The 18,594-nt window shown below is 67.0% G+C and carries 17 protein-coding genes and 3 pseudogenes; 12 read left to right on the top strand and 8 right to left on the bottom strand.

The features are described 5' to 3' along the window. The first annotated feature begins 119 nt into the window (after positions 1 to 119). From BAY1663_RS12655 to BAY1663_RS12635, 9 genes and pseudogenes are all read left to right on the top strand, one after another. Positions 120 to 1,261 (top strand): annotated as a pseudogene (locus BAY1663_RS12655) (tripartite tricarboxylate transporter permease). Further along, entirely contained in the window at positions 1,261 to 1,524 is a 264-nt protein-coding gene (locus BAY1663_RS24795) for a hypothetical protein (protein ID WP_218186669.1), read from the top strand. Before BAY1663_RS12655 ends, BAY1663_RS24795 begins: the two are co-directional and overlap by 1 nt. Before the next feature lie 42 nt (positions 1,525 to 1,566). After that, a complete protein-coding gene (locus tag BAY1663_RS24790; RefSeq protein WP_218186668.1) occupies positions 1,567 to 1,761 on the top strand; it encodes a hypothetical protein in 195 nt (64 codons plus the stop codon). Positions 1,762 to 1,790: 29 nt separating this feature from the next. Further along, positions 1,791 to 2,486: a dihydrodipicolinate synthase family protein gene (locus tag BAY1663_RS12650; RefSeq protein ID WP_218186667.1), complete on the top strand. Its 696-nt coding sequence runs from the start codon at positions 1,791 to 1,793 to the stop codon at positions 2,484 to 2,486. A 13-nt stretch (positions 2,487 to 2,499) separates the two neighbouring features. Beyond that, on the top strand, positions 2,500 to 2,646 hold the full coding sequence (locus tag BAY1663_RS26000; RefSeq protein WP_371257618.1) for a hypothetical protein: 147 nt from the start codon (positions 2,500 to 2,502) through the stop codon (positions 2,644 to 2,646). Further along, entirely contained in the window at positions 2,628 to 3,488 is an 861-nt protein-coding gene (locus BAY1663_RS12645) for a 2-hydroxyacid dehydrogenase (RefSeq protein ID WP_371257617.1), read from the top strand. The genes BAY1663_RS26000 and BAY1663_RS12645 overlap by 19 nt, the downstream gene beginning before the upstream one ends. 13 nt (positions 3,489 to 3,501) lie before the next feature. Then, complete coding sequence (locus BAY1663_RS25290; protein WP_256206732.1) at positions 3,502 to 4,230, top strand: alpha-hydroxy acid oxidase; 729 nt, start codon at positions 3,502 to 3,504, stop codon at positions 4,228 to 4,230. Positions 4,231 to 4,250: 20 nt separating this feature from the next. Beyond that, positions 4,251 to 4,670 carry an alpha-hydroxy acid oxidase gene (locus tag BAY1663_RS25285; RefSeq protein ID WP_256206731.1) on the top strand — a complete coding sequence of 140 codons (420 nt, stop codon included), beginning with the start codon at positions 4,251 to 4,253 and terminating at the stop codon, positions 4,668 to 4,670. Positions 4,671 to 4,974: 304 nt separating this feature from the next. After that, positions 4,975 to 7,766: pseudogene (locus tag BAY1663_RS12635) on the top strand (EAL domain-containing protein). A 188-nt stretch (positions 7,767 to 7,954) separates the two neighbouring features. Here the strand turns inward: BAY1663_RS12635 and yegQ are convergent. The 7 genes and pseudogenes from yegQ to zwf form a co-directional block, all read right to left on the bottom strand. Further along, positions 7,955 to 9,312, bottom strand: a pseudogene (gene yegQ, locus BAY1663_RS12630) (tRNA 5-hydroxyuridine modification protein YegQ). Positions 9,313 to 9,437: 125 nt separating this feature from the next. Next, complete coding sequence (locus BAY1663_RS12625) at positions 9,438 to 10,868, bottom strand: aspartate kinase (protein WP_037041325.1); 1,431 nt, start codon at positions 10,866 to 10,868, stop codon at positions 9,438 to 9,440. A gap of 155 nt (positions 10,869 to 11,023) precedes the next feature. Next, entirely contained in the window at positions 11,024 to 11,932 is a 909-nt protein-coding gene (gene thpD, locus BAY1663_RS12620) for an ectoine hydroxylase (protein WP_037041321.1), read from the bottom strand. 68 nt (positions 11,933 to 12,000) lie between these two features. Continuing rightward, on the bottom strand, positions 12,001 to 12,402 hold the full coding sequence (locus BAY1663_RS12615) for an ectoine synthase (RefSeq protein WP_037041319.1): 402 nt from the start codon (positions 12,400 to 12,402) through the stop codon (positions 12,001 to 12,003). 11 nt (positions 12,403 to 12,413) lie between these two features. Then, positions 12,414 to 13,694 (bottom strand): diaminobutyrate--2-oxoglutarate transaminase, encoded by a 1,281-nt coding sequence (ectB, locus tag BAY1663_RS12610; protein ID WP_037041317.1) that lies wholly within the window; start codon positions 13,692 to 13,694, stop codon positions 12,414 to 12,416. Next, positions 13,691 to 14,239: a diaminobutyrate acetyltransferase gene (ectA, locus tag BAY1663_RS12605; RefSeq protein ID WP_037041315.1), complete on the bottom strand. Its 549-nt coding sequence runs from the start codon at positions 14,237 to 14,239 to the stop codon at positions 13,691 to 13,693. Before ectA ends, ectB begins: the two co-directional genes overlap by 4 nt. A 589-nt stretch (positions 14,240 to 14,828) precedes the next feature. Continuing rightward, positions 14,829 to 16,286, bottom strand: a complete 1,458-nt coding sequence (gene zwf / locus BAY1663_RS12600; RefSeq protein WP_164838452.1) for a glucose-6-phosphate dehydrogenase — start codon at positions 16,284 to 16,286, stop codon at positions 14,829 to 14,831. Positions 16,287 to 16,427: 141 nt separating this feature from the next. Here zwf and hexR point away from each other — a divergent pair, with 141 nt between their 5' ends. Together hexR and BAY1663_RS12590 are read left to right on the top strand one after the other, a co-directional pair. Next, complete coding sequence (hexR, locus tag BAY1663_RS12595; protein WP_037041304.1) at positions 16,428 to 17,294, top strand: transcriptional regulator HexR; 867 nt, start codon at positions 16,428 to 16,430, stop codon at positions 17,292 to 17,294. A gap of 103 nt (positions 17,295 to 17,397) precedes the next feature. Continuing rightward, positions 17,398 to 17,601 carry a PA3496 family putative envelope integrity protein gene (locus BAY1663_RS12590; protein WP_037041302.1) on the top strand — a complete coding sequence of 68 codons (204 nt, stop codon included), beginning with the start codon at positions 17,398 to 17,400 and terminating at the stop codon, positions 17,599 to 17,601. 105 nt (positions 17,602 to 17,706) lie between these two features. Here the strand turns inward: BAY1663_RS12590 and cadR are convergent, their stop codons facing one another. After that, on the bottom strand, positions 17,707 to 18,201 hold the full coding sequence (gene cadR / locus BAY1663_RS12585) for a Cd(II)/Pb(II)-responsive transcriptional regulator (RefSeq protein WP_051497136.1): 495 nt from the start codon (positions 18,199 to 18,201) through the stop codon (positions 17,707 to 17,709). An 82-nt stretch (positions 18,202 to 18,283) separates the two neighbouring features. Between cadR and BAY1663_RS12580 the strand changes: the two genes are divergently transcribed. Continuing rightward, on the top strand, positions 18,284 to 18,594 hold a 311-nt coding region (locus tag BAY1663_RS12580), incomplete at its 3' end, for a cation transporter (protein ID WP_037041300.1).

The following is an 18,594-nucleotide window of genomic DNA, read 5'->3' as shown; positions in this document are numbered from 1 at the left end:
TCGGCGAGGCCTTATTCGTGGAAACTTCGATCGTCCTGACCGGGCTGGCCAATGTGCTGACCCTGTCCAATATCGCTGCGATACTCGGCGGCACCCTGTTGGGGCTGTTCGTCGGCGCCATGCCGGGGCTGTCCGCCACCATGGCGCTGGCCCTGCTGCTGCCGCTGACCTTCAGCATGGATACCGCCACCGGCCTGAGCATGCTCGCCTCGCTCTACGTCGGCGCGTCCTATGGCGGCTCGATCGCTGCGATCCTGCTGCGCACGCCGGGTACGCCTTCGGCCGCCGCCACCGTGCTCGACGGCTTCCCGATGTCGCAACAGGGCCAGGCGGGCAAGGCGCTGGGCATCTCGCTGTTCGCGTCCTTCATCGGCGGCCTGCTGAGCGGGGTCGCGCTGCTCATGGCGGCGCCGTTGCTCGGCGGCCTGGTGGTGCAGTTCGGGCCGATCGAGCTGTTCGCCATCGCCGTGCTCGGCATCACCATCATCGGTTCGCTGGCCCAGGGCTCGGTGATCAACGGGCTGTTCTCCGGCGCGGTCGGGCTGCTGGTGAGCACGGTGGGCATGGACCTGACCACCGGCACGCCGCGCATGACCTTCGGCAACATCAACCTGTTTTCCGGGATCAGCTTCACCGTGGCCCTGATCGGCCTGTTCTCGATTCCCCAGGCGCTGTCGCTGATCGAGCACTCCAATGCCGCCGCCAAGGTCGCCAGCCGCATCACCGACCGCCTGATTCCCCGGCTCGCCGAGCTGAAGGCGCTGATGCCCAACATCCTGCGTTCGAGCGGGATCGGCATCGTCGTCGGGCTGATCCCCGGCACCGGCGGCGACACCGCCAGCTGGTTCGCCTACAACGAGGCCAAGCGTTTCGCCAGGGACAAGACCGGCTTCGGCCAGGGCGCCCCGGCCGGCGTCGCGGCGCCCGAGGCGGCGAACAACGCGGTGGTCGGCGGCGCGTTGATCCCCACCATCGCCCTCGGCATCCCTGGCAGCTCGGCCACCGCCATCCTGCTCGGCGCCTGATGGTGCAGGGCATCCTGCCGGGGCCGAATCTGCTCACCGACTACGGCGATGTCACCTACACGCTGATCTGGGCGGTGATCTTCGCCAATGTCGGGCTGCTGGGCGTCGGCCTGATGTTCACCAAGGCCAGCGTGATGGTCACGCGCATCCCGGATGGCTTCATCGCCTGCGCCATCATCGCGCTCTGCGTCATCGGCGCCTACGCCATCAACAACAGCCTGTTCGAGGTGGGCTGATGCTCGGTTTCGGCCTGTTCGGCTACTGGCTGTCGAAGGCCGGCGTGTCGCCGGCGCCGATGGTCATCGGGCTGATCCTCGGGCCGGTGATGGAGAATGGCTTCCACCAGTCGATGCTCATCGGCAATGGCGACTACGGCATCTTCCTGTCCAGCCCGATCGCCGTGGTGCTGCTGTGCATGGCGGCGTTCTCGATCCTGCAGGCCACCCCGCTGTTCCGCTGGCTGATCGCCTCGCTCCGGCGGCGCGCACAGCTGGCCTGAACCCACCGACCCAGCAGAACAAGACATATAGAGGAAAGCATCATGAGTCATGCCATGGGGCGCGTCTGGTCGCCGGTGATCACACCGTTCGGCCCGGACTTCACGCCGGATATGGAACGTTTCATCGCGCATTGCCGCTGGCTGCTGGCCGCCGATGTCGGGCTGGCCGTGTTCGGCACCAATTCCGAGGCCAACTCGCTCTCGGTCGAGGAGAAGATCCGCCTGCTGGACGCCTGATCGAGGCCGGCATCCCCGCCGCCCGGCTGATGCCGGGGACCGGCGCCTGCGCGCTGTCCGACACCGTCGCGCAGACCCGCCATGCGGTCGGCAAGGGGGTCGAGGGGGTGCTGATGCTGCCGCCGTTCTACTACAAGGGCGTCTCCGACGAAGGGCTGTTCCGCTACTTCAGCGAAGTGATCGAGCGGGTCGCCGACGACGCGCTGCGCATCTACCTCTACCACATCCCGCCGGTGTCGCAGGTGCCGCTGTCGCTGGCGCTGATCGAGCGCCTGCGCATGGCCTATCCGCGGCAGGTGGTCGGCGTGAAGGACAGCTCCGGCGACTGGGCCAACACCCGCGCGATGATCGACCGGTTCGCCGCCGACGGCTTCCAGGTCTATGCCGGCAGCGAGCCTTTCCTGCTGCAGACCCTGCGCGCCGGCGGCGCCGGCTGCATCAGCGCCACGGCGAACGTCAACCCGGCGCCGATCGCCCGGCTGGCGAAGACCTGGCAGGCGGACGACGCCGACGCGCAGCAGGCCGCATTGGTGCGGACCCGCAAGCTGTTCGAACGCTTCCCGATGATTCCCGCGCTCAAGGCGGCCACCGCGCGCTGCAGCGGCCTCGGCCAATGGGCGCGGCTGCGCCCGCCGCTGGTGGAGCTCGACGAGGCGCAATGCCGGGAACTGTTCGCCACGCTCGACGAGATCGGCTTCGACATGCCGGGACTGCAGTACAGCTGAGGGAGATCACCGCATGGACAGGAAACGCATCGTGGCCCTGCGCCGCCTGAAACCGGCGCACCTGCAACGCCTGCGCGAGGCGTTCGAGGTCACCTACTTCGAAGAACCGCAGCACCAGCCCGAGGCGGTCGGCGCCGCGCTGTGCCGGGCACACGGCTGATCGGCGGCAAGCTGCAGCTGAGCCCGGCGATGCTCGACGAGGCGCCGCAGCTGGAAGTCGTCTCGACCATCTCGGTGGGCTACGACAACCTGCCCGTCGCCGAGCTGAGCCGCCGCGGCATCCTGCTGACCAACACCCCGGACGTGCTCACCGAGACCACCGCCGACACCGCCTTCATGCTGATCATGGCCAGCGCCCGGCGGCTGGTGGAGCTGGCCACCATGGTGCGCGAGGGGCGCTGGACGCAGCACGTCGGCGAAGCGCAGTTCGGCCACGACGTGCACGGCAAGACGCTCGGCCTGGTCGGGCTGGGGCGCATCGGCCAGGCCATTGCCCGCCGCGCGCGAGGCTTCGACATGCGCGTGCTCTACAGCAACGCCTCGCCCAAGCCCGCGCTCGAAGCCGAATGGGGCATCGAGCGGCGCAGCTTCGAGCAGCTGCTGGCCGAATCCGACTTCGTCTGCCTCACCGTGCCGCTGACCGAACAGACCGAGCACCTGCTCGGCTACCAGCAGTGCCAGGCGATGAAACGCTCGGCCTTCCTGGTCAACATCGCCCGCGGCAAGGTGGTCGACGAGGCGGGGCTGATCCGCGCCCTGCAGGAGGGCCTGATCGCCGGCGCCGGGCTCGACGTGTTCGAGCAGGAGCCGGTCGCTTGCGACTCGCCGTTGCTGCGCATGGACAACGTGGTGACCCTGCCGCACATCGGTTCGGCGACCTGGGAAACCCGCGAGGCGATGGCCAACTGCGCGATCGACAACCTCTGCCAGGCCCTGCGCGGCGAGCGCCCGCGCGATCTGGTCAACCCCGAGGCCTGGGCGCTGCGCCATCCACATCAGTAGGGAACACCACGACATGCCGGGTAAGCCATCACGACGCTTGGCGTCGATTCTCAACCTGCACGATCTCGAGCGCGCCGCGAAACGCCACCTGCCGCGGCCGATCTACGGCTACATCGCCAACGCGGCGGAGGACGGACGCACCTTCAGCGCCAACCACAGCGCCTTCGACGATTACTCCTTCATACCGCGGGCGCTGGTCGACGTCTCGCAAATCTCGCTGGAGACCGAGCTGTTCGGCCAGCGCTATGCGCTGCCGATCGGCATCGCGCCGATGGGCATCAGCGCGCTGTCGGCCTACCGCGGCGACCTGGTACAGGCGCGGGCGGCGGCCCGCGCCGGCATTCCGATGATTCTCAGCGGCAGTTCGCTGATCCGCATGGAGGAGGTGCTGGCGAACGGCAACACCGACTGGTTCCAGGCCTACCTGCCCGGCGACCGGGCCGGGATCGAGGCGCTGATCGAGCGGGTGCGCAGCGCCGGCTTCGACAAGCTGGTGATCACCGTCGACTACCCGGTGCCGCCCAACTCCGACAACAACAGCCGCGCCGGCTTCTGCTCGCCGCTGCGCCCCAGCCTGCGCCTGGCCCTCGACGGGTTGGCGCGGCCGCGCTGGCTGTTCGGCACTTTCCTGCGCACTCTGCTCGAGCATGGCATGCCGCACTTCGAGAACAACTACGCCACGCGCGGCGTCGCCGTGGTCTCGCGCAACGTCAAGCGCGACTTCTCCGGGCGTAGCACCTGAACTGGAGCTACCTCGAGCTGGTGCGGCGCCTCTGGCCGGGCAAGCTGGTGGTCAAGGGCATCCTGCATCCGGACGATGCGTGCAAGGCCCGCGATGCCGGCGCCGACGCGCTGATCGTCTCCAACCACGGCGGCCGCCAGCTGGACGGCACCATCGCGGCGCTGCGCGCGCTGCCGGCGGTAGTGGCGGCGGTCGGCGAACTGCCGGTGATGGTCGACAGCGGTTTTCGCCGCGGCACCGACGTGCTCAAGGCGCTGGCGCTGGGCGCGCGCCTGGTGTTCATCGGCCGGCCGTTCAACTACGCGGCGGCCTATGCCGGCGAGGCGGGCGTCAGCCATGCCATCGGGCTCTTGGCGGCGGAACTGCAGCGGGACATGGCCATGCTCGGCGCGACCCGCATCGAGGAACTCAGCGCGCAGTGCCTGATCCGCAATCGCTGAGCCCAGGCGGAGCCCGCGCGGCGGCCGCTGGTCCAGGCCGGGCGCGGGGCGGCATCCCAAACAGGCGGCGTAGAGCCATCGACGGGTCATGCGACTGAACGGTGCTTGCTCTCGACGCGCCAATGGGCTTTCATTTGGCCCCTGACGCTGTCCACATGCCACTACGCGGTAGCCGCTTCACCGCTCGCATGCGCTCCGGATTCGACGTGGACCGGCAGCATTCCTGACAACAACGATGAGCCACATGACAGAACCGGCCCCCGTTTCTCCGGCCCGTTCGGGCACGCTCGGCGAGCAACCGGGCATGTCCCTCGAACTGGACGCAGACCGCCTGCAGCTCCTGCTCATGGGCGCCAGGCTACCGGCGCTGCTGACGCTGTGCACCGGCCTGGCCTGCGTCGTGCTGCTCTGGCAGCGGCAGCCGCTGCTGCACCTGCTGTTCTGGCTGCTGTGGGCCGCCGTGCCGGCCGTCTGGCTGCTGCAGCAGACCTGGCTGCTCGAACGCACCCCGGCCGAACGCCGGGTCGCGCCCCACTGGCGGCGTTATTTCATGCTCGGCAACGCCATCTCGGCGCTGGCCCTGGCCTATGCCATCGTCCAACTGGTGCCGGCGGACGATTTCCTGCGACAGGTCCTCATCTACGGGCTCATCGGCTCGATCGTGCTGGCGGTGAGCATCATGTATGCGGTCAGCCTGCCGGCCTTCTTCAGCTTCGTAGCGCCCTGCCTGCTGCCGGCCGGCGTCGGGCTGATCGCCAGCGGCGAGCCGATCCTGCGGGGCTGGGGCGTCCTGGCGTTCGTCCTGTTGCTGACCCTCAGCCTGATCGCCTGGCAGCTCAACCGGATGGTCCGCGACGGCCTGGAACAGCGGCTGCACAAGGCGCGGCTGATCGAGAGCCTGAAAAAGGCCGGGTGCGACGCCGAGCGGCTCAACACCCGCCTGGCATCGGAGATCGAGCAGCGCCGGCACGCCGAACAGCAGTTGCGCAGCGCCTATGACAGCCTCGAACAACGGGTCGCCGAGCGGACCGCGCAGATGGCCAAGGTGGCCGACGAACTCGGCGAAAGCGAGGCGCGCCTGAGCCTGGCCCTCGAAGCCAGCGGCCTCGGCCTGTGGGACTGGGACCTGCAGCGCAACACCGTGCATCATTCCCGCCTCGAGGTGGTGTTCGGCATCGACCAGCCGCGGCGTTTCGATGACGAAGGCGCCGCCTTGCCGGATGTCCATCCCGACGACCTGCCGGCGGTGCGCGACACGCTGGTCGCCCACCTGAAAGGCGAAACCGAACTCTACGTCGTCGAATACCGCGCCTCGCGCCCCGATGGCGGCTTCATCTGGCTGGAGGACCGCGGCCGGGTGATCCAGCGCGACGATGCCGGGCGTGCGCTGCGCATGATCGGCACCCGCCGCGACGTCAGCGCGCTGCGCCAGCAGGCCGAGCAGCAACGGCTGGCCGCCACCGTGTTCGAGGCCGCCGGCGAAGGCATGGTGATCATGGATGCGCGCTACCGCATCCTCGCCATCAACGACGCCTGCTGCGCGCTGTCCGGCTATTGCCGCGAGGAACTGCTGGGGCGCAGCGTCGCGCGGCTGGCCAGCTCGGCCGAGTCGCAGCGCCAGTACGCGCTGATGCGCCAGTCGCTGGAGCGCGACGGTAGCTGGCAAGGCGAATTGCTGGAGGTGCGCAAGAACGGCGAGGTCTACCCGCAGTGGGTCCAGTTGCGCGAGGTGCGCGACGCCCAGGGCGACGTCAGCCATGTGGTGGGCTTCGTCTCCGACATGACCGTGCGGCGCCAGGCCGAGGAGCGCCTGCGCTACCTGACGCACTACGACGACCTCACCGGCCTGGCCAACCGCGGCCTGCTCAAGGAGCGCCTGCATGAGGCCTGCCAGCGGGGCCGCCGCAGCGGCTGCAACATGGCGGTGCTGTACATCGACCTCGATCGCTTCAAGATCCTCAACGAAAGCCTCGGCCACGAGGCGGCCGACCAGTTGCTGCGCGAGGTGTCGCGCCGGCTGAGCCAGACGCTTGCCGAGGCCGATACCATCGCCCGGCTGTCCGGCGACGAGTTCGTAGTGCTGCTCGATGGCTACGGCAGCCTGGCCACCCTCGCGCACGTGGGCAGCCGGCTGCTGGCGCGCATCCGCAAGCCGATCGTCATCGGCGAGCAGGAGCTGGTGATCAGCGCCTCCATCGGCGTCAGCCTGCTGCCGGACAACAGTCGCGACGCGGCGACCCTGCTGCGCCAGGCCAACATGGCGATGCAGCAGGCCAAGCACCTGGGCGGCAATACCCTGCAGTTCTTCACCGACCGTCCGCAGGCCTCGAGCATGGAGTACCTGCAGCTGGAGAACCAGCTGCGCAAGGCGCTGGAGGTCGGCCAGCTGGAGGTGTTCTACCAGCCGCGCCTGAGCCTGGCCGACGACTCCCTGGAGGCGGCCGAGGCGCTGGTGCGCTGGCGTCATCCGGAGCTGGGGCTGGTCGCCCCCGGGCAGTTCATCCCGTTGGCCGAGGAGACCGGGCTGATCATCCCGCTGGGCGAGTTCGTCCTGCGCCAGGCCTGCCATCAGGCGCGCCAGTGGCAGCAGCAGGGCCGGGCGGAGATTCGCATCTCGGTGAACCTGTCGGTCAAGCAGCTGCGCCAGGGCAATTTCGTCAGCCTGGTCCGGCAGGTGCTGGAGGAGAGCGGGCTGCCGCCGCAGATGCTCGAACTGGAGCTGACCGAAAGCCAGCTGCTGGACGATATCGACAGCGCCATCGGCATCAGCCAGCAGCTGCGCGCGCTGGGGGTGAAGCTGGCGATCGACGATTTCGGCACCGGTTATTCGTCGCTGAGCTACCTCAAGCGCTTCCCGGTGGATTACGTGAAGATCGACCGCTCATTCATTTCCGGGCTGGAGCATTCCAGCGAGGACGCCGCGATTACCCGGGCGATCATCGCCATGGTGCACAGCCTGGAGCGCAAGGTGGTGGCCGAGGGCGTGGAAACCCAGGCGCAGATGGATTTCCTCAAGGCCAATCGCTGCGACGAGATCCAAGCTACCTGCTCAGCGCGCCGGTGCCGGTGGAACAGTTCGTCGAGTTGCTGGGATAGCGCACGGCACCCGTAGGGTGCGCTTCGCGTACCGCATGCACCGAGGCCCTGAAAGCATCGCCCCGAGGTCGGGCCTCCCACGAAAGCAGCCTGTGCACACCGCACCCTTGTGGGCGCGCCCTCGCGGCGATGCAGGCCGCAGGCCTGAAACCGTAGGCGCATTCGGTAGTTTGCGGCTCAAGCCGCTTCTACCCCCGTGTCGTGCCGCCGTCCAGTTCGCGCATCAGCAGCGCGTAGTGCAGGTCCACGTCTTCCGGCACCGCCAGGTAGACGGTGTGGCCGTCGCCCGGCGCCACCTCGATGGCTTCGCCGCGGCTGTTCTCCAGCGCTTCCAGGCGCAGGTTGAGGTTGCCTGTGGGGTCATCAGCTCCAGCCTGTCGCCGACGGCGAAGCGGTTCTTCACCCTGACCTCGGCCAGGCCGTTGCGCCGCTCGCCGGTCAGCTCGCCGACAAACTGCTGGCGCTCGGAGAGCGAGAAGCCGCGCTCGTAGTTCTGGTACTCGTCGTGCACGTGGCGGCGCAGGAAGCCCTCGGTGTAGCCGCGGTGGGCGAGGGATTCGAGGGTGTCCATCAGCGACCTGTCGAACGGCCGGCCGGCCACCGCATCGTCGATGGCCTTGCGGTACACCTGCGCGGTGCGCGCCACGTAGTAGTGGCTCTTGGTGCGGCCCTCGATCTTCAGTGAGTGCACGCCCATCTGCACCAGCTGCTCGACATGCTGCACGGCGCGCAGGTCCTTGGAGTTCATGATGTAGGTGCCGTGCTCGTCCTCGCTGACCTCCATGAGTTCGCCGGGGCGGCTGATGTCTTCGAGCAGGAACAGCTCGTCGGTCGGCGCGCCGACGCCCAGGGTCGGCTCGGCGGGCTGCACGGCGATGGGCTGGTAGCGCTGCACGGCGTTGCCCAGCTCGTCTTCCTTGGCCTCGTGGGTCTTGTATTCCCAGCGGCAGGCGTTGGTGCAGGTGCCCTGGTTGGGGTCGCGCTTGTTGATGTAGCCCGACAGCAGGCAGCGTCCGGAATAGGCCATGCACAGCGCGCCGTGGACGAACACCTCCAGCTCCATGCCCGGCACCTGCTCGCGGATCTCGCCGATCTCCTCCAGCGACAGCTCGCGCGAGAGGATCACCCGGGAGACGCCCTGGGCGTGCCAGAACTTCACCGTCGCCCAGTTCACCGCGTTGGCCTGCACCGAGAGGTGGATGGTCATCTCGGGGAAATGCTGGCGCACCAGCATGATCAGCCCGGGGTCGGACATGATCAGCGCGTCCGGGCCCATCGCCACCACCGGCTCCAGGTCCTTGATGAAGGTCTTCAGCTTGGCGTTGTGCGGGGCGATGTTGACCACCACGTAGAACTGCTTGCCCAGCGCATGCGCCTCGTCGATGCCGAGCTTGAGGTGGGCGTGGTCGAACTCGTTGTTGCGCACGCGCAGGCTGTAGCGCGGCTGCCCGGCATACACCGCGTCGGCGCCGTAGGCGAAGGCGTAGCGCATGGATTTCAGGGTGCCGGCGGGCGACAGCAGCTCGGGGCGGAAGGGGCGACTCATGGCGGGTGACTCTGGGGTTGCCGAAAAAGAGCGGCGATTCTACGCCGATTGGCGCGGGCTGTGGTCTGGACGGCACACCGCCGGGCGCATCGGCGACGGGCCCGGCGGTGTGGTACGGATGACGGTCAGGCCGCGGCGATCACGTCGCCGTGGTTTTCCGGCTCGATCAGCGCGCGGTGCAGCGCGGCGATGGCGGCGTCGTAGTCGTCCTCGTTGACCACGCACTGCATCTCCACCTGGCGGATCGACTGGTGGATCGCCTGGATGCTGATGCCGGCCTCGGCCAGCGCCGCCACGGTCTTGGCCAGGATGCCCTTGACCTTGAGGTCCGAGCCGATCGCCGAGACGATGGCCAGGTTGTGCACGGTGACCTCGGCGGCCGGGTACTGCTCCTCGATCAGCCGCGCGGCGCGGTTGATCAGCTTGCGCGAGCCGCAGGCGTACCAGGTGATGCTGTTGGCGTCGGAATCCTTGTTCACCACGTAGAGCTTGAGCTGCTTGAGCAGCTTGCTGATCTCCATGTCGTGGCCGATGTCGCCGAGCATGTCCTGGTCGAACACCTCGATGCCGAAGACGTCCTTGCGCCCGGCGATGATCTCCACGCAGGGCTTCTCGGACTTGTAGTCCTGGCTGATCAGGGTGCCGGCGTGGTGCGGCTCGAAGGCGTTCTTGATGCGCAGCTCGACGCCGGCGCGGCGCAGGGTCTTGGCCGCGCGGGGGTGGATGGCCTCCATGCCGAGGTTCGACAGCTGGTCGGCGACGTCGTAGTTGGTGCGGCCGATGGTCACCACCTTGTCGGCGCCGACCAGGTTCGGGTCGGCGGAAGAGAGGTGGAATTCCTTGTGGATGATCGCCTCGCGGGCACCGGTGGCGGCGGCGATCTGGGCGAAGGTGATCTCGCTGTAGCCGCGGTCGTAGGTGTTCATCAGGCCTTCGGCGCAGTGGGTGTAGCCGGTGGCGACCACCAGTTCGCGGCCGAAATCGAAATCGGCGAAGTGGCTGGCGATCATCTCGTCGAACGGCAGTGGCGCCTCCTGCTGCCAGCCGGTGAGGTCGGCCAGGCGCGCATTGACGCCGCGCTGCTTGAGCGCCAGCACCGAGTTGAAGGCGCTGTGCGCCTCGCCGAGGGAGGCGAGCATCTCGCGCACCTTCATCAGGTGCTCGGAGAGCTGGAAGTGGCCGTAGGCGCAGAGCCTCTGCAGGCTGTGCATGCACTCGCTGGCATCGTCGATGCGCGAGTTGATGAACTGGTTGGCGGCGTGCAGCTCGTATTCGCTGGCGAACAGCTCGGCGTTCTTCGCCAGCATGCGCTGGCGCACGGTCTCCAGCGCCTCGCGCCAGGCTTCCTCGTTCTGCGCATCGGCGAAGCGCTGGTAGACGCCCGGCTCGCCGGTCTTCTTGTGCTCCAGCAGCAGGTTGGTCATGCCGCTGTAGGCCGAGACGACGAAGATCCGCTGGTACAGCGCCGGGCCTTCGCGGTGGCCGATGAAGATAGTGTCGAGAACTTCCTCGAAGCGGCTCATCGACGTGCCGCCGATCTTTTCTACGGTATGCATCTTTATATTGCGTCCGATTCTGGCAGGCCGTTGAACGGCCGGGCGCGGCGGGTGCGCACCTCGATCAACGAGCTGGAAAATGAATTCATCTCCGGGCCGACACGCTCCGACCGGATACGGCGTTCGGGCCCGTCGGTGAGACGCGCCCGGACGCTTCAGAGATACTGTTGCGGCTGGATTTCGAGCGGCTCGAAACGTTCGCGCTCGGCCACGAACGGCGGGCGCGGCTGCTGCGCGCAGAAGGGCGCCTGCACGGCATTGTCCACGTGGTTGTAGACGTAGAACAGGTTGCTCCGTGCGCTGGGCGTGATGTTGCCGTTGGAACCGTGCATGGTGTTGCAGTCGAAGAACACCACGCTGCCGGCCGGGCCGGTGGCGCAGTCGATGCCGAAGCGCTCGGCCAGCTCGCTGAGGCTGTGCTCGTCCGGTACGCCGATCTCCTGCTTGCGCAGGGACTTTTCATAATGGTTTTCCGGGGTGGCGCCGACGCAGCGCACGTAGTGCTTGTGCGAACCGGGCATCAGCATCAGCGGGCCGTTGTACGGCTGGTTGTCGGTCAACAGGATCGAGCAGGACAGGCAGCGCATGCGCGGCATGCCGTCCTCGACGTGCCAGGTCTCGAAGTCCGAGTGCCAGTAGAACTCCTTGCCGCTGAAGCCGGGCTTGAAGTTCATCCGCGACTGGTGCACGTAGACGTCGCCGCCGAGGATGTAGCGGGCGATGCCGGCGATGCGCTGGTCGCTGGCCACGCGGGCGAACAGCGGGTTGTCGCGATGGATGGCGAACACCGAGCGGATCGCGCCGCTGTCGGGCTCCTGGATGGTCTTGCCGGAGCCGGCGACCGCCGGGTCATCGCGCAGGCGCTCGAGTTCGGCACGGAATACCGCCACTTCCTCGGCGCTGAACAGGTTGGGGATGACCAGGTAGCCGTCGCGCTCGAAGCGTTCGATCAGCTCGGCCGCGATCGGCGCATGCTCCAGGTCGCTGCGGTAGACCACAGGGTCGATGCGCGGCTGCCAGCTGGGCTGGTCGTCCTGGCGCGAGGGATACAGGTCGGCTTGCATAGGGTTCACGCTTACCTCCTTTCTTGTAATGGCGGGGCGGCGCGGTGGCCGCCCCGGTTAAACCGGTATCAGACGGTTTCGGCCTCCAGCGGATAGACGCCGCTCGCGTCATGCACTTCGCGGCCGTTGAGCGGCGGGTTGAACACGCAGGCCAGCTTCATGTCCTCGCTGCCGCCGCGCAGCAGGTGCTCGTCGTGCTTGTCCAGCACGTACAGCGTGCCGGGCTCGATCTTGTAGATCCTGCCGTCGGCGAGGGTCTCGATCTCGCCGTTGCCGCTGATGCAGTACACCGACTCGAAGTGGTTCTGGTAGTGGATGTGCGTCTCGCTGCCGGCATAGATGGTGGTGATGTGGAACGAGAAGCCCACGTTGTCTTCCTTGAGCAGCATGCGCGTGCTGTCCCAGGTGCCGGTCTGGCTGTGGACCTTGCGGTCGGTCTGCTCGCACTCGGCGAGGGTACGTACGATCATTTTTCGATTCCTCAGGAAGCGGCTTGGTTGGTGTCCTGTTCGGACATCACGGCGGCGAAGGCCTTGTCGAGAATGCCCAGCGCGGTGTCGATCTGCGCGTCGCTGATCACCAGCGGGCAGAGGCACTTGACCACTTCGCTGTGGGCGCCGCTGGTCTCGATCACCAGGCCATTGTCGAACGCATGGCGGCACACCGCGGCGGCGATCTCGCCGTCCGGGCAGCTGATGCCGAGCATCATTCCGCGGCCCTTGACGAACAGCGAGTCCGGGCCGTGGCGGCGGACGATGCGCTGCATGCCGTCGGCGATGCGCTTGCCCTTGGCGCGCACGCTGGCGGCGAATTCGTCATCCTGCCAGAAGTGCTCGAGCGCCGCGGCGGCGGTGACGAAGGCGTGGTTGTTGCCGCGGAAGGTGCCGTTGTGCTCGCCCGGCTTCCACTGGTCCAGCTCCTCGCGCAGCAACACCATGGCGAACGGCAGGCCGTAGCCGGACAGCGACTTGGACAGGGTGACGATGTCCGGTCGGATTCCCATCTCCTCGAAGCTGAAGAAGCTGCCGGTACGGCCGCAGCCGGCCTGGATGTCGTCGACGATCAGCAGCATCTCGTGCTTGCGGCAGAGTTTTTCCAGCTTGCGCATCCATTCGGCCGAGGCGGTGTTCAGGCCGCCCTCGCCCTGCACCACCTCGACGATCACCGCGGCCGGCTTGTCGATGCCGCTGCTCGGGTCTTCCAGCAGCTTGTCCATCATGCCGATGGTGTTGGCCTTGTCGCCGAAGTAGTTGGCGTAGGGCATGCGGCTGACGTCGGTCAGGCCGATGCCCGAGCCGCCGCGGTGGTGCTGGTTGCCGGTGGCGGCCAGCGCGCCGATGCTGCAGCCGTGGAAGCCGTTGGTGAAGCTGATGATGTTGCGGCGCCCGGTGACCTTGCGCGCCAGCTTCATCGCCGCCTCGACCGCGTTGGTGCCGGTCGGGCCGGTGAACTGCATGCGGTAGTCGCCCATGCCGCGCGGTTCGAGGATCAGCCGGTTGAAGGTGTCGAGGAAGCGTTCCTTGGCCGCGGTGTACATGTCCAGGCCATGGGTGATGCCGTCCTGGGCGATGTAGTCGAGCAGCGCCTGTTTGAGCAGCGGGTGGTTGTGCCCGTAGTTGAGCGTGCCGGCGCCGGCGAGGAAGTCGATGTAGTGCGTGCCGTCGCGGGTGACCAGCTCGGCCCCGCGAGCCTGGGTGAAGACCACGGGGAAGGATCGGCAGTAGCTGCGAACCTTGGATTCGTTCAGTTCAAATGTTTTCATGCGTGCTCCTTGAGCTCTTCTTCTAGGTGGGAGGCATCCAGTTCGGGGATGGCGAAGGGGCCGGCGCGATAGAGCACCTCGTCTTCGTGCTGCCCGGCGAAATGCGCGGCGCGGGAGAACAGCGTGCGGGTGCTGCAGGTGGCGTCCAGCCGGGCGAACGCCCGCTTGAACAGCGCCTGGGACGCCGCGTTGTCCGGCGAGATGGTGGTCTCCATGAAGCGCACGCCGTGCTCGCGGGCCGCGCGGGCGGTCAGCGCCAGCAGCATGCGCAGGGCCAGGCCCTGGCCGCGCATGGCGTCGTCGACGGCGACCTGCCAGACGAACAGCGTGTCCGGCCGCGACGGCGGGCGATAGCCGGAGATGAAGCCGACCAGGCGGCCCTGGGCATCTTCGGCGGCGATGGCGGTATCGGCGAAATCGGAACACTGCAGCAGGTTGCAGTAGACCGAGTTGGTATCGAGGGGCTGGCAGCGGGCTACCAGCTGATGAAGGGAATAACCGTCGCCGTCGGTTGGACGACGGAGCGTTACGGTAGCAAAACTCAAAACAAATCCTTTGGGGTTGTTGATTCAATCCTTTTTCAGGGTAAACACATCGGGAAAGTTTTCTCAACCCGCCATCCGCATATGTGGTTTCGCCCTGCGCTGCATATGTCCGGGAAACTGGAGAAGTTTCAGATAGTTCGGGACGTATATTTCAAGTCGTTTCAACGCTGTGAAATTGGCGTTACGTCGGTAGTTCATCGGGCGATATGTTGCCGGGCTTTCGCTGTGTCGCGAAAGCCCGCATCGGGCGGCCATTCAGGCTGCTGGAGACCGCGTATTCTCTGGGTTTCAGGCCGGACGGCAGAGGGCGCTCGAAGCACCTGGAGTGGTGCGGATGGTGCGGGTGATGCTCGGCGCTATCGCTCGCGATGAACTAGGCGAGACGCAGTGGATATGCATGCGTCGCGCCAGGGGCGATCAGGAAACATGTTTCAGTCGTGTGGCGGTAAGTTTGCCGTGGATAATTATTCGGTCGGCGTGGAAGTTGTATCGGCTGATCCATGGGTTCGAACTAAGCCGCAACGAAAGTGTCGCGATCCGCTCTGTCTCGCACTATACGGCGGCTGCGGCGAAGTTACCGGGCGACGCCTCAGTGCCACCACTGGCGCCCCTGGCGTTCGATGAACTGGTGCGCCTGTTCGGGGCCATCCTGGCCGGCTGGATAGGGCCGCGGTTTGCGGTAGTAGCCGTGCCAGCCGCGCAGGATCGGATCGACCCAGCGCCAGGCCGCTTCCACCTCGTCGCGGCGCATGAACAGCGTCGAGTCGCCTTCGATCACGTCCAGCAGCAGGCGCTCGTAGGCGTCCCAGCGGCGGGTGCTGCTGAAGGCGTGGGCGAGGTTGAGGTCCAGCTCCACCGGTTCCAGCTGCATGCCCTTGCCGGGGGCCTTGGCCATCAGTTGCAGGCTGATGCTCTCTTCCGGCTGCAGGCGGATCACCAGGCGATTGGTTTCGCCCTTCTTGAACAGCAGGTGCGGCACCGGCTTGAAGGTGATGACGATCTCCGAGCGCTTCTTCGCCATGCGCTTGCCGGTGCGCAGGTAGAAGGGCACGCCGGCCCAGCGCCAGTTGTCGATTTCCGCCTGCACGGCGACGAAGGTCTCGGTGTCGCTGTCGTTGTCGATGGCGTGCTCGAAGTAGTAGGCCGGCACGTCGTGCCCGCCGATCTGCCCGGCGCCGTACTGGCCGCGCACGGTCTTGTCCATCACGTCCATGCCGGTGATCGGCTTGAGCGCCTCGAGCACCTTGACCTTCTCGTTGCGCACCGCCTCGGCGTCGAAGCGCACCGGGGCCTCCATCGCCACCAGGCAGAGCAGCTGCAGCAGGTGGTTCTGCAGCATGTCGCGCATGGCGCCGGCGCGGTCGTAGTAGCTGCCGCGGTTCTCCACGCCGAGGGTCTCGGCCACGGTGATCTGCACGTGGTCGATGTGCCCGGCGCGCCAGATCGGCTCGAACAGCGCGTTGGCGAAGCGCAGGGCCATGAGGTTCTGCACGGTTTCCTTGCCCAGGTAGTGGTCGATCCGGTAGATGCGCGGTTCGGCGAATACCGTGCCGATCGCCGCGTTGATCGCCAGTGCCGAGTCGAGCGAATGGCCGATGGGTTTTTCCAGCACGATGCGCGCCTCGGCGCCGGCCAGCCCGGCGCTTTCCAGATGGGCGGCGATGGGTTCGAACAGGTCCGGCGCGGTGGCCAGGTAGTAGACCCGCACGCGCCCCGCGGCCTGGCCGATGTGGTGGGCCAGGCGGACGAATTCGCCGCGCTGGGTGGCATCCATGGCGAAGTAGTCGAGGCGTTCGGCGAAGGCCTGCCAGGCGGCGGGGCTGAAGTCGCTGCGCGCCACCTGCGCCCGGCAGTGGCGCTCGGCCAGGGCCAGGTAGCCGTCGCGGTCGAACTTCTTGCGCGCCAGCGCGAGAATCCGCACGTCGGCATGCAGGCGACCGTCGCGGTGCAGGTGGTAGAGCGCCGGCAGCAGCTTGTGCAGGGTCAGGTCGCCGGTGCCGCCGAACACGAGCATGTCACAGGAAATCGACACGGCATCACTCCTCATAGCTTAAAACGGGTCAATTGTTGGGCGATCGATCGAGCCATGTAGTATAACTACCGACCCACTACAACCCGCTGACGGCCAATGCGGCGCCCCAGGTGCCCCCATAACCGCCCTCAGACGTGATCATAGCGAGTCCGGACCGTGAATCTGTTGCAACACATCGCCCAATCGAGAAGCCTGCTACGGAAGTCGGAGCTGAAGGTGGCCGACCATGTCCTGCTCGACCCGGCATCGGTGATGCACAGCTCCATGGCCGACCTGGCGCATGCGGTGGGGGTCAGCGAGCCGACCATCGTGCGCTTCTGCCGGGCCATCGGTTGCCTGGGCTTCCAGGACCTCAAGCTGAAGCTGGCGCAGAGCCTGGCCGCCGGCGCCAGCTTCGGCCAGTTCGCCATCAGCGAGAACGACTCGGTGATGGACGTCAGCCTGAAGATCTTCGACACCACCCTGCACACCCTGATGGAGGTGCGCGAGCGCCTCGACCCGCAGGCGCTGGAACGCGCCATCGCCGCCTGCGCCCAGGCCGAGCGGGTCGAGTTCTACGGCTTCGGCGCCTCCGGCGCGGTGGCCACCGACGCCCAGCACAAGTTCTTTCGCCTGTTGCTCAGTGCCGCGGCCTATTCCGACCCGCACATGCAGGCGATGTCGGCGGTGACCCTCAAGCCCAGCGACGTGGCGATCTGCATCTCGCAGTCGGGGCGTTCCAAGGACCTGCTGATCACCGCCAACGTGGTGCGCGAGTCCGGCGCGACGTTGATCACCCTCTGCCCGAGCCAGACCCCGCTGGCCGAGCTGGCGACCATCAACCTGGCCATCGACGTGCAGGAAGACACCGAGATCTATACGCCCCTCACGTCGCGCATCGCCCACCTGGTGGTGATCGACGTGCTGGCCATGGGCGTGGCCATGGCCCGTGGGCCGAGCCTGGTCAACCACCTGAAAAGCGTCAAGCGCAGCCTGCGCAGCCTGCGGTTGTCACCGAAGACGATCAAGTCGCACGAGGAGTGACGGTCGCTCGATCGCCTTCATCGACGCGTCATCGCACTGACTTCAGGGTGTCATCCGCGCTGCGGATGCTGGTCTCCCCTTACCCTGTCCTGGGAGACCGCCGATGCATCGCTACAACGACGCCACCGCCAATCTCGACAGCAAGACCCGCCGCAAGCAACAGGACGAGCGACGCATGCGCTTTCGCCGCGCCATCGAGTCCTATGCCGAGCAACGCCAGCTGCAGCAGGAGCTGGTCGATTTCCCCGAACCGATGGTCGCCAGCTACCTGCGCAACGAGAGGGCGCCGGCACAGGCGGTGCGCTAGCGATGACCTGGCGCCTGCAGGCGCGGGGGCATGCCCGCGGATAGCGGACACAGCCCCCTAGAGCGGTAAATGAGCATTTTGATCGGACTCGCGCACGAGCCTGTTTTAACGCCGCGATGGCAACGCAGGTAGTTTTTCAACAGCCTGATAGTGCCCATGGCTCCTGCCGACGTGTGACGGGTGCTCCTGCTCCGGCAGGCTGACCGCGCCACTGAGATTCAACTGCTGGAGGATGCCGCATGGCAGGCCGTCGTCCGCCGCCACGCAGCAGCGCCGCAGTTCCAGCAGCTGCTCGCGCAGGGCCTGCAGGCTGGTGATGCGTGCCTGCACGTGGCTGATGTGGGCGTCGACCAGGTCGTTGACGCCGCCGCAGTTCTCCTCGGGCCGGTCGCGCAGGCGCAGCAGGGCTCGGATTTCCTCCAGGGTCATGTCGAGCAGGCGGCAATTGCGGATGAAGGTCAGTCGCTCGACGTGGCGCTCGCCATAGATACGGTAGTTGCCCTCGCTGCGGGCCGGGCTCTCCAGCAGGCCTTCGCGCTCGTAGTAGCGAATGGTTTCCACCGGGCAGGCGGTCAGCCGGGCCAGTTCGCCGATTTTCATCTTCACCTCCGCACGGGTGCTTGACCCTATAGTGGCTTCAGGGTGCCTACTCCGCAACAGGGATGCAGGAGAGGCACACACCATGAATCAATGCTGCGGTCATGACCACCCCAACCCGCAACGGCGCCACGAGGAGGGTCAGGCATCCGCCGCCAGCCGAAGCAGGCGCGGCAGCGGCGAGCGCACCCGACTGCGCATCGAACAGATGGATTGTCCCACCGAGGAGCGCCTGATCCGCGAGCGACTCGACGGCATGCCGGGCATCGGGGCGCTGGAATTCAACCTGATCGACCGCGTGCTGACCGTCGAGCACGCCGCGGATGCGCTGCCGGCGGCCCTGGCCGCCATCGGCGAACTGGGCTTCAGCGCCGAGCCCCAGGGCGCGGCGGTGGC

Source organism: Pseudomonas sp. BAY1663, assembly GCF_000582595.1.
Classification (GTDB): domain Bacteria; phylum Pseudomonadota; class Gammaproteobacteria; order Pseudomonadales; family Pseudomonadaceae; genus Stutzerimonas; species Stutzerimonas stutzeri_AF.
This window is presented reverse-complemented; position numbering and strand designations above follow the sequence as displayed.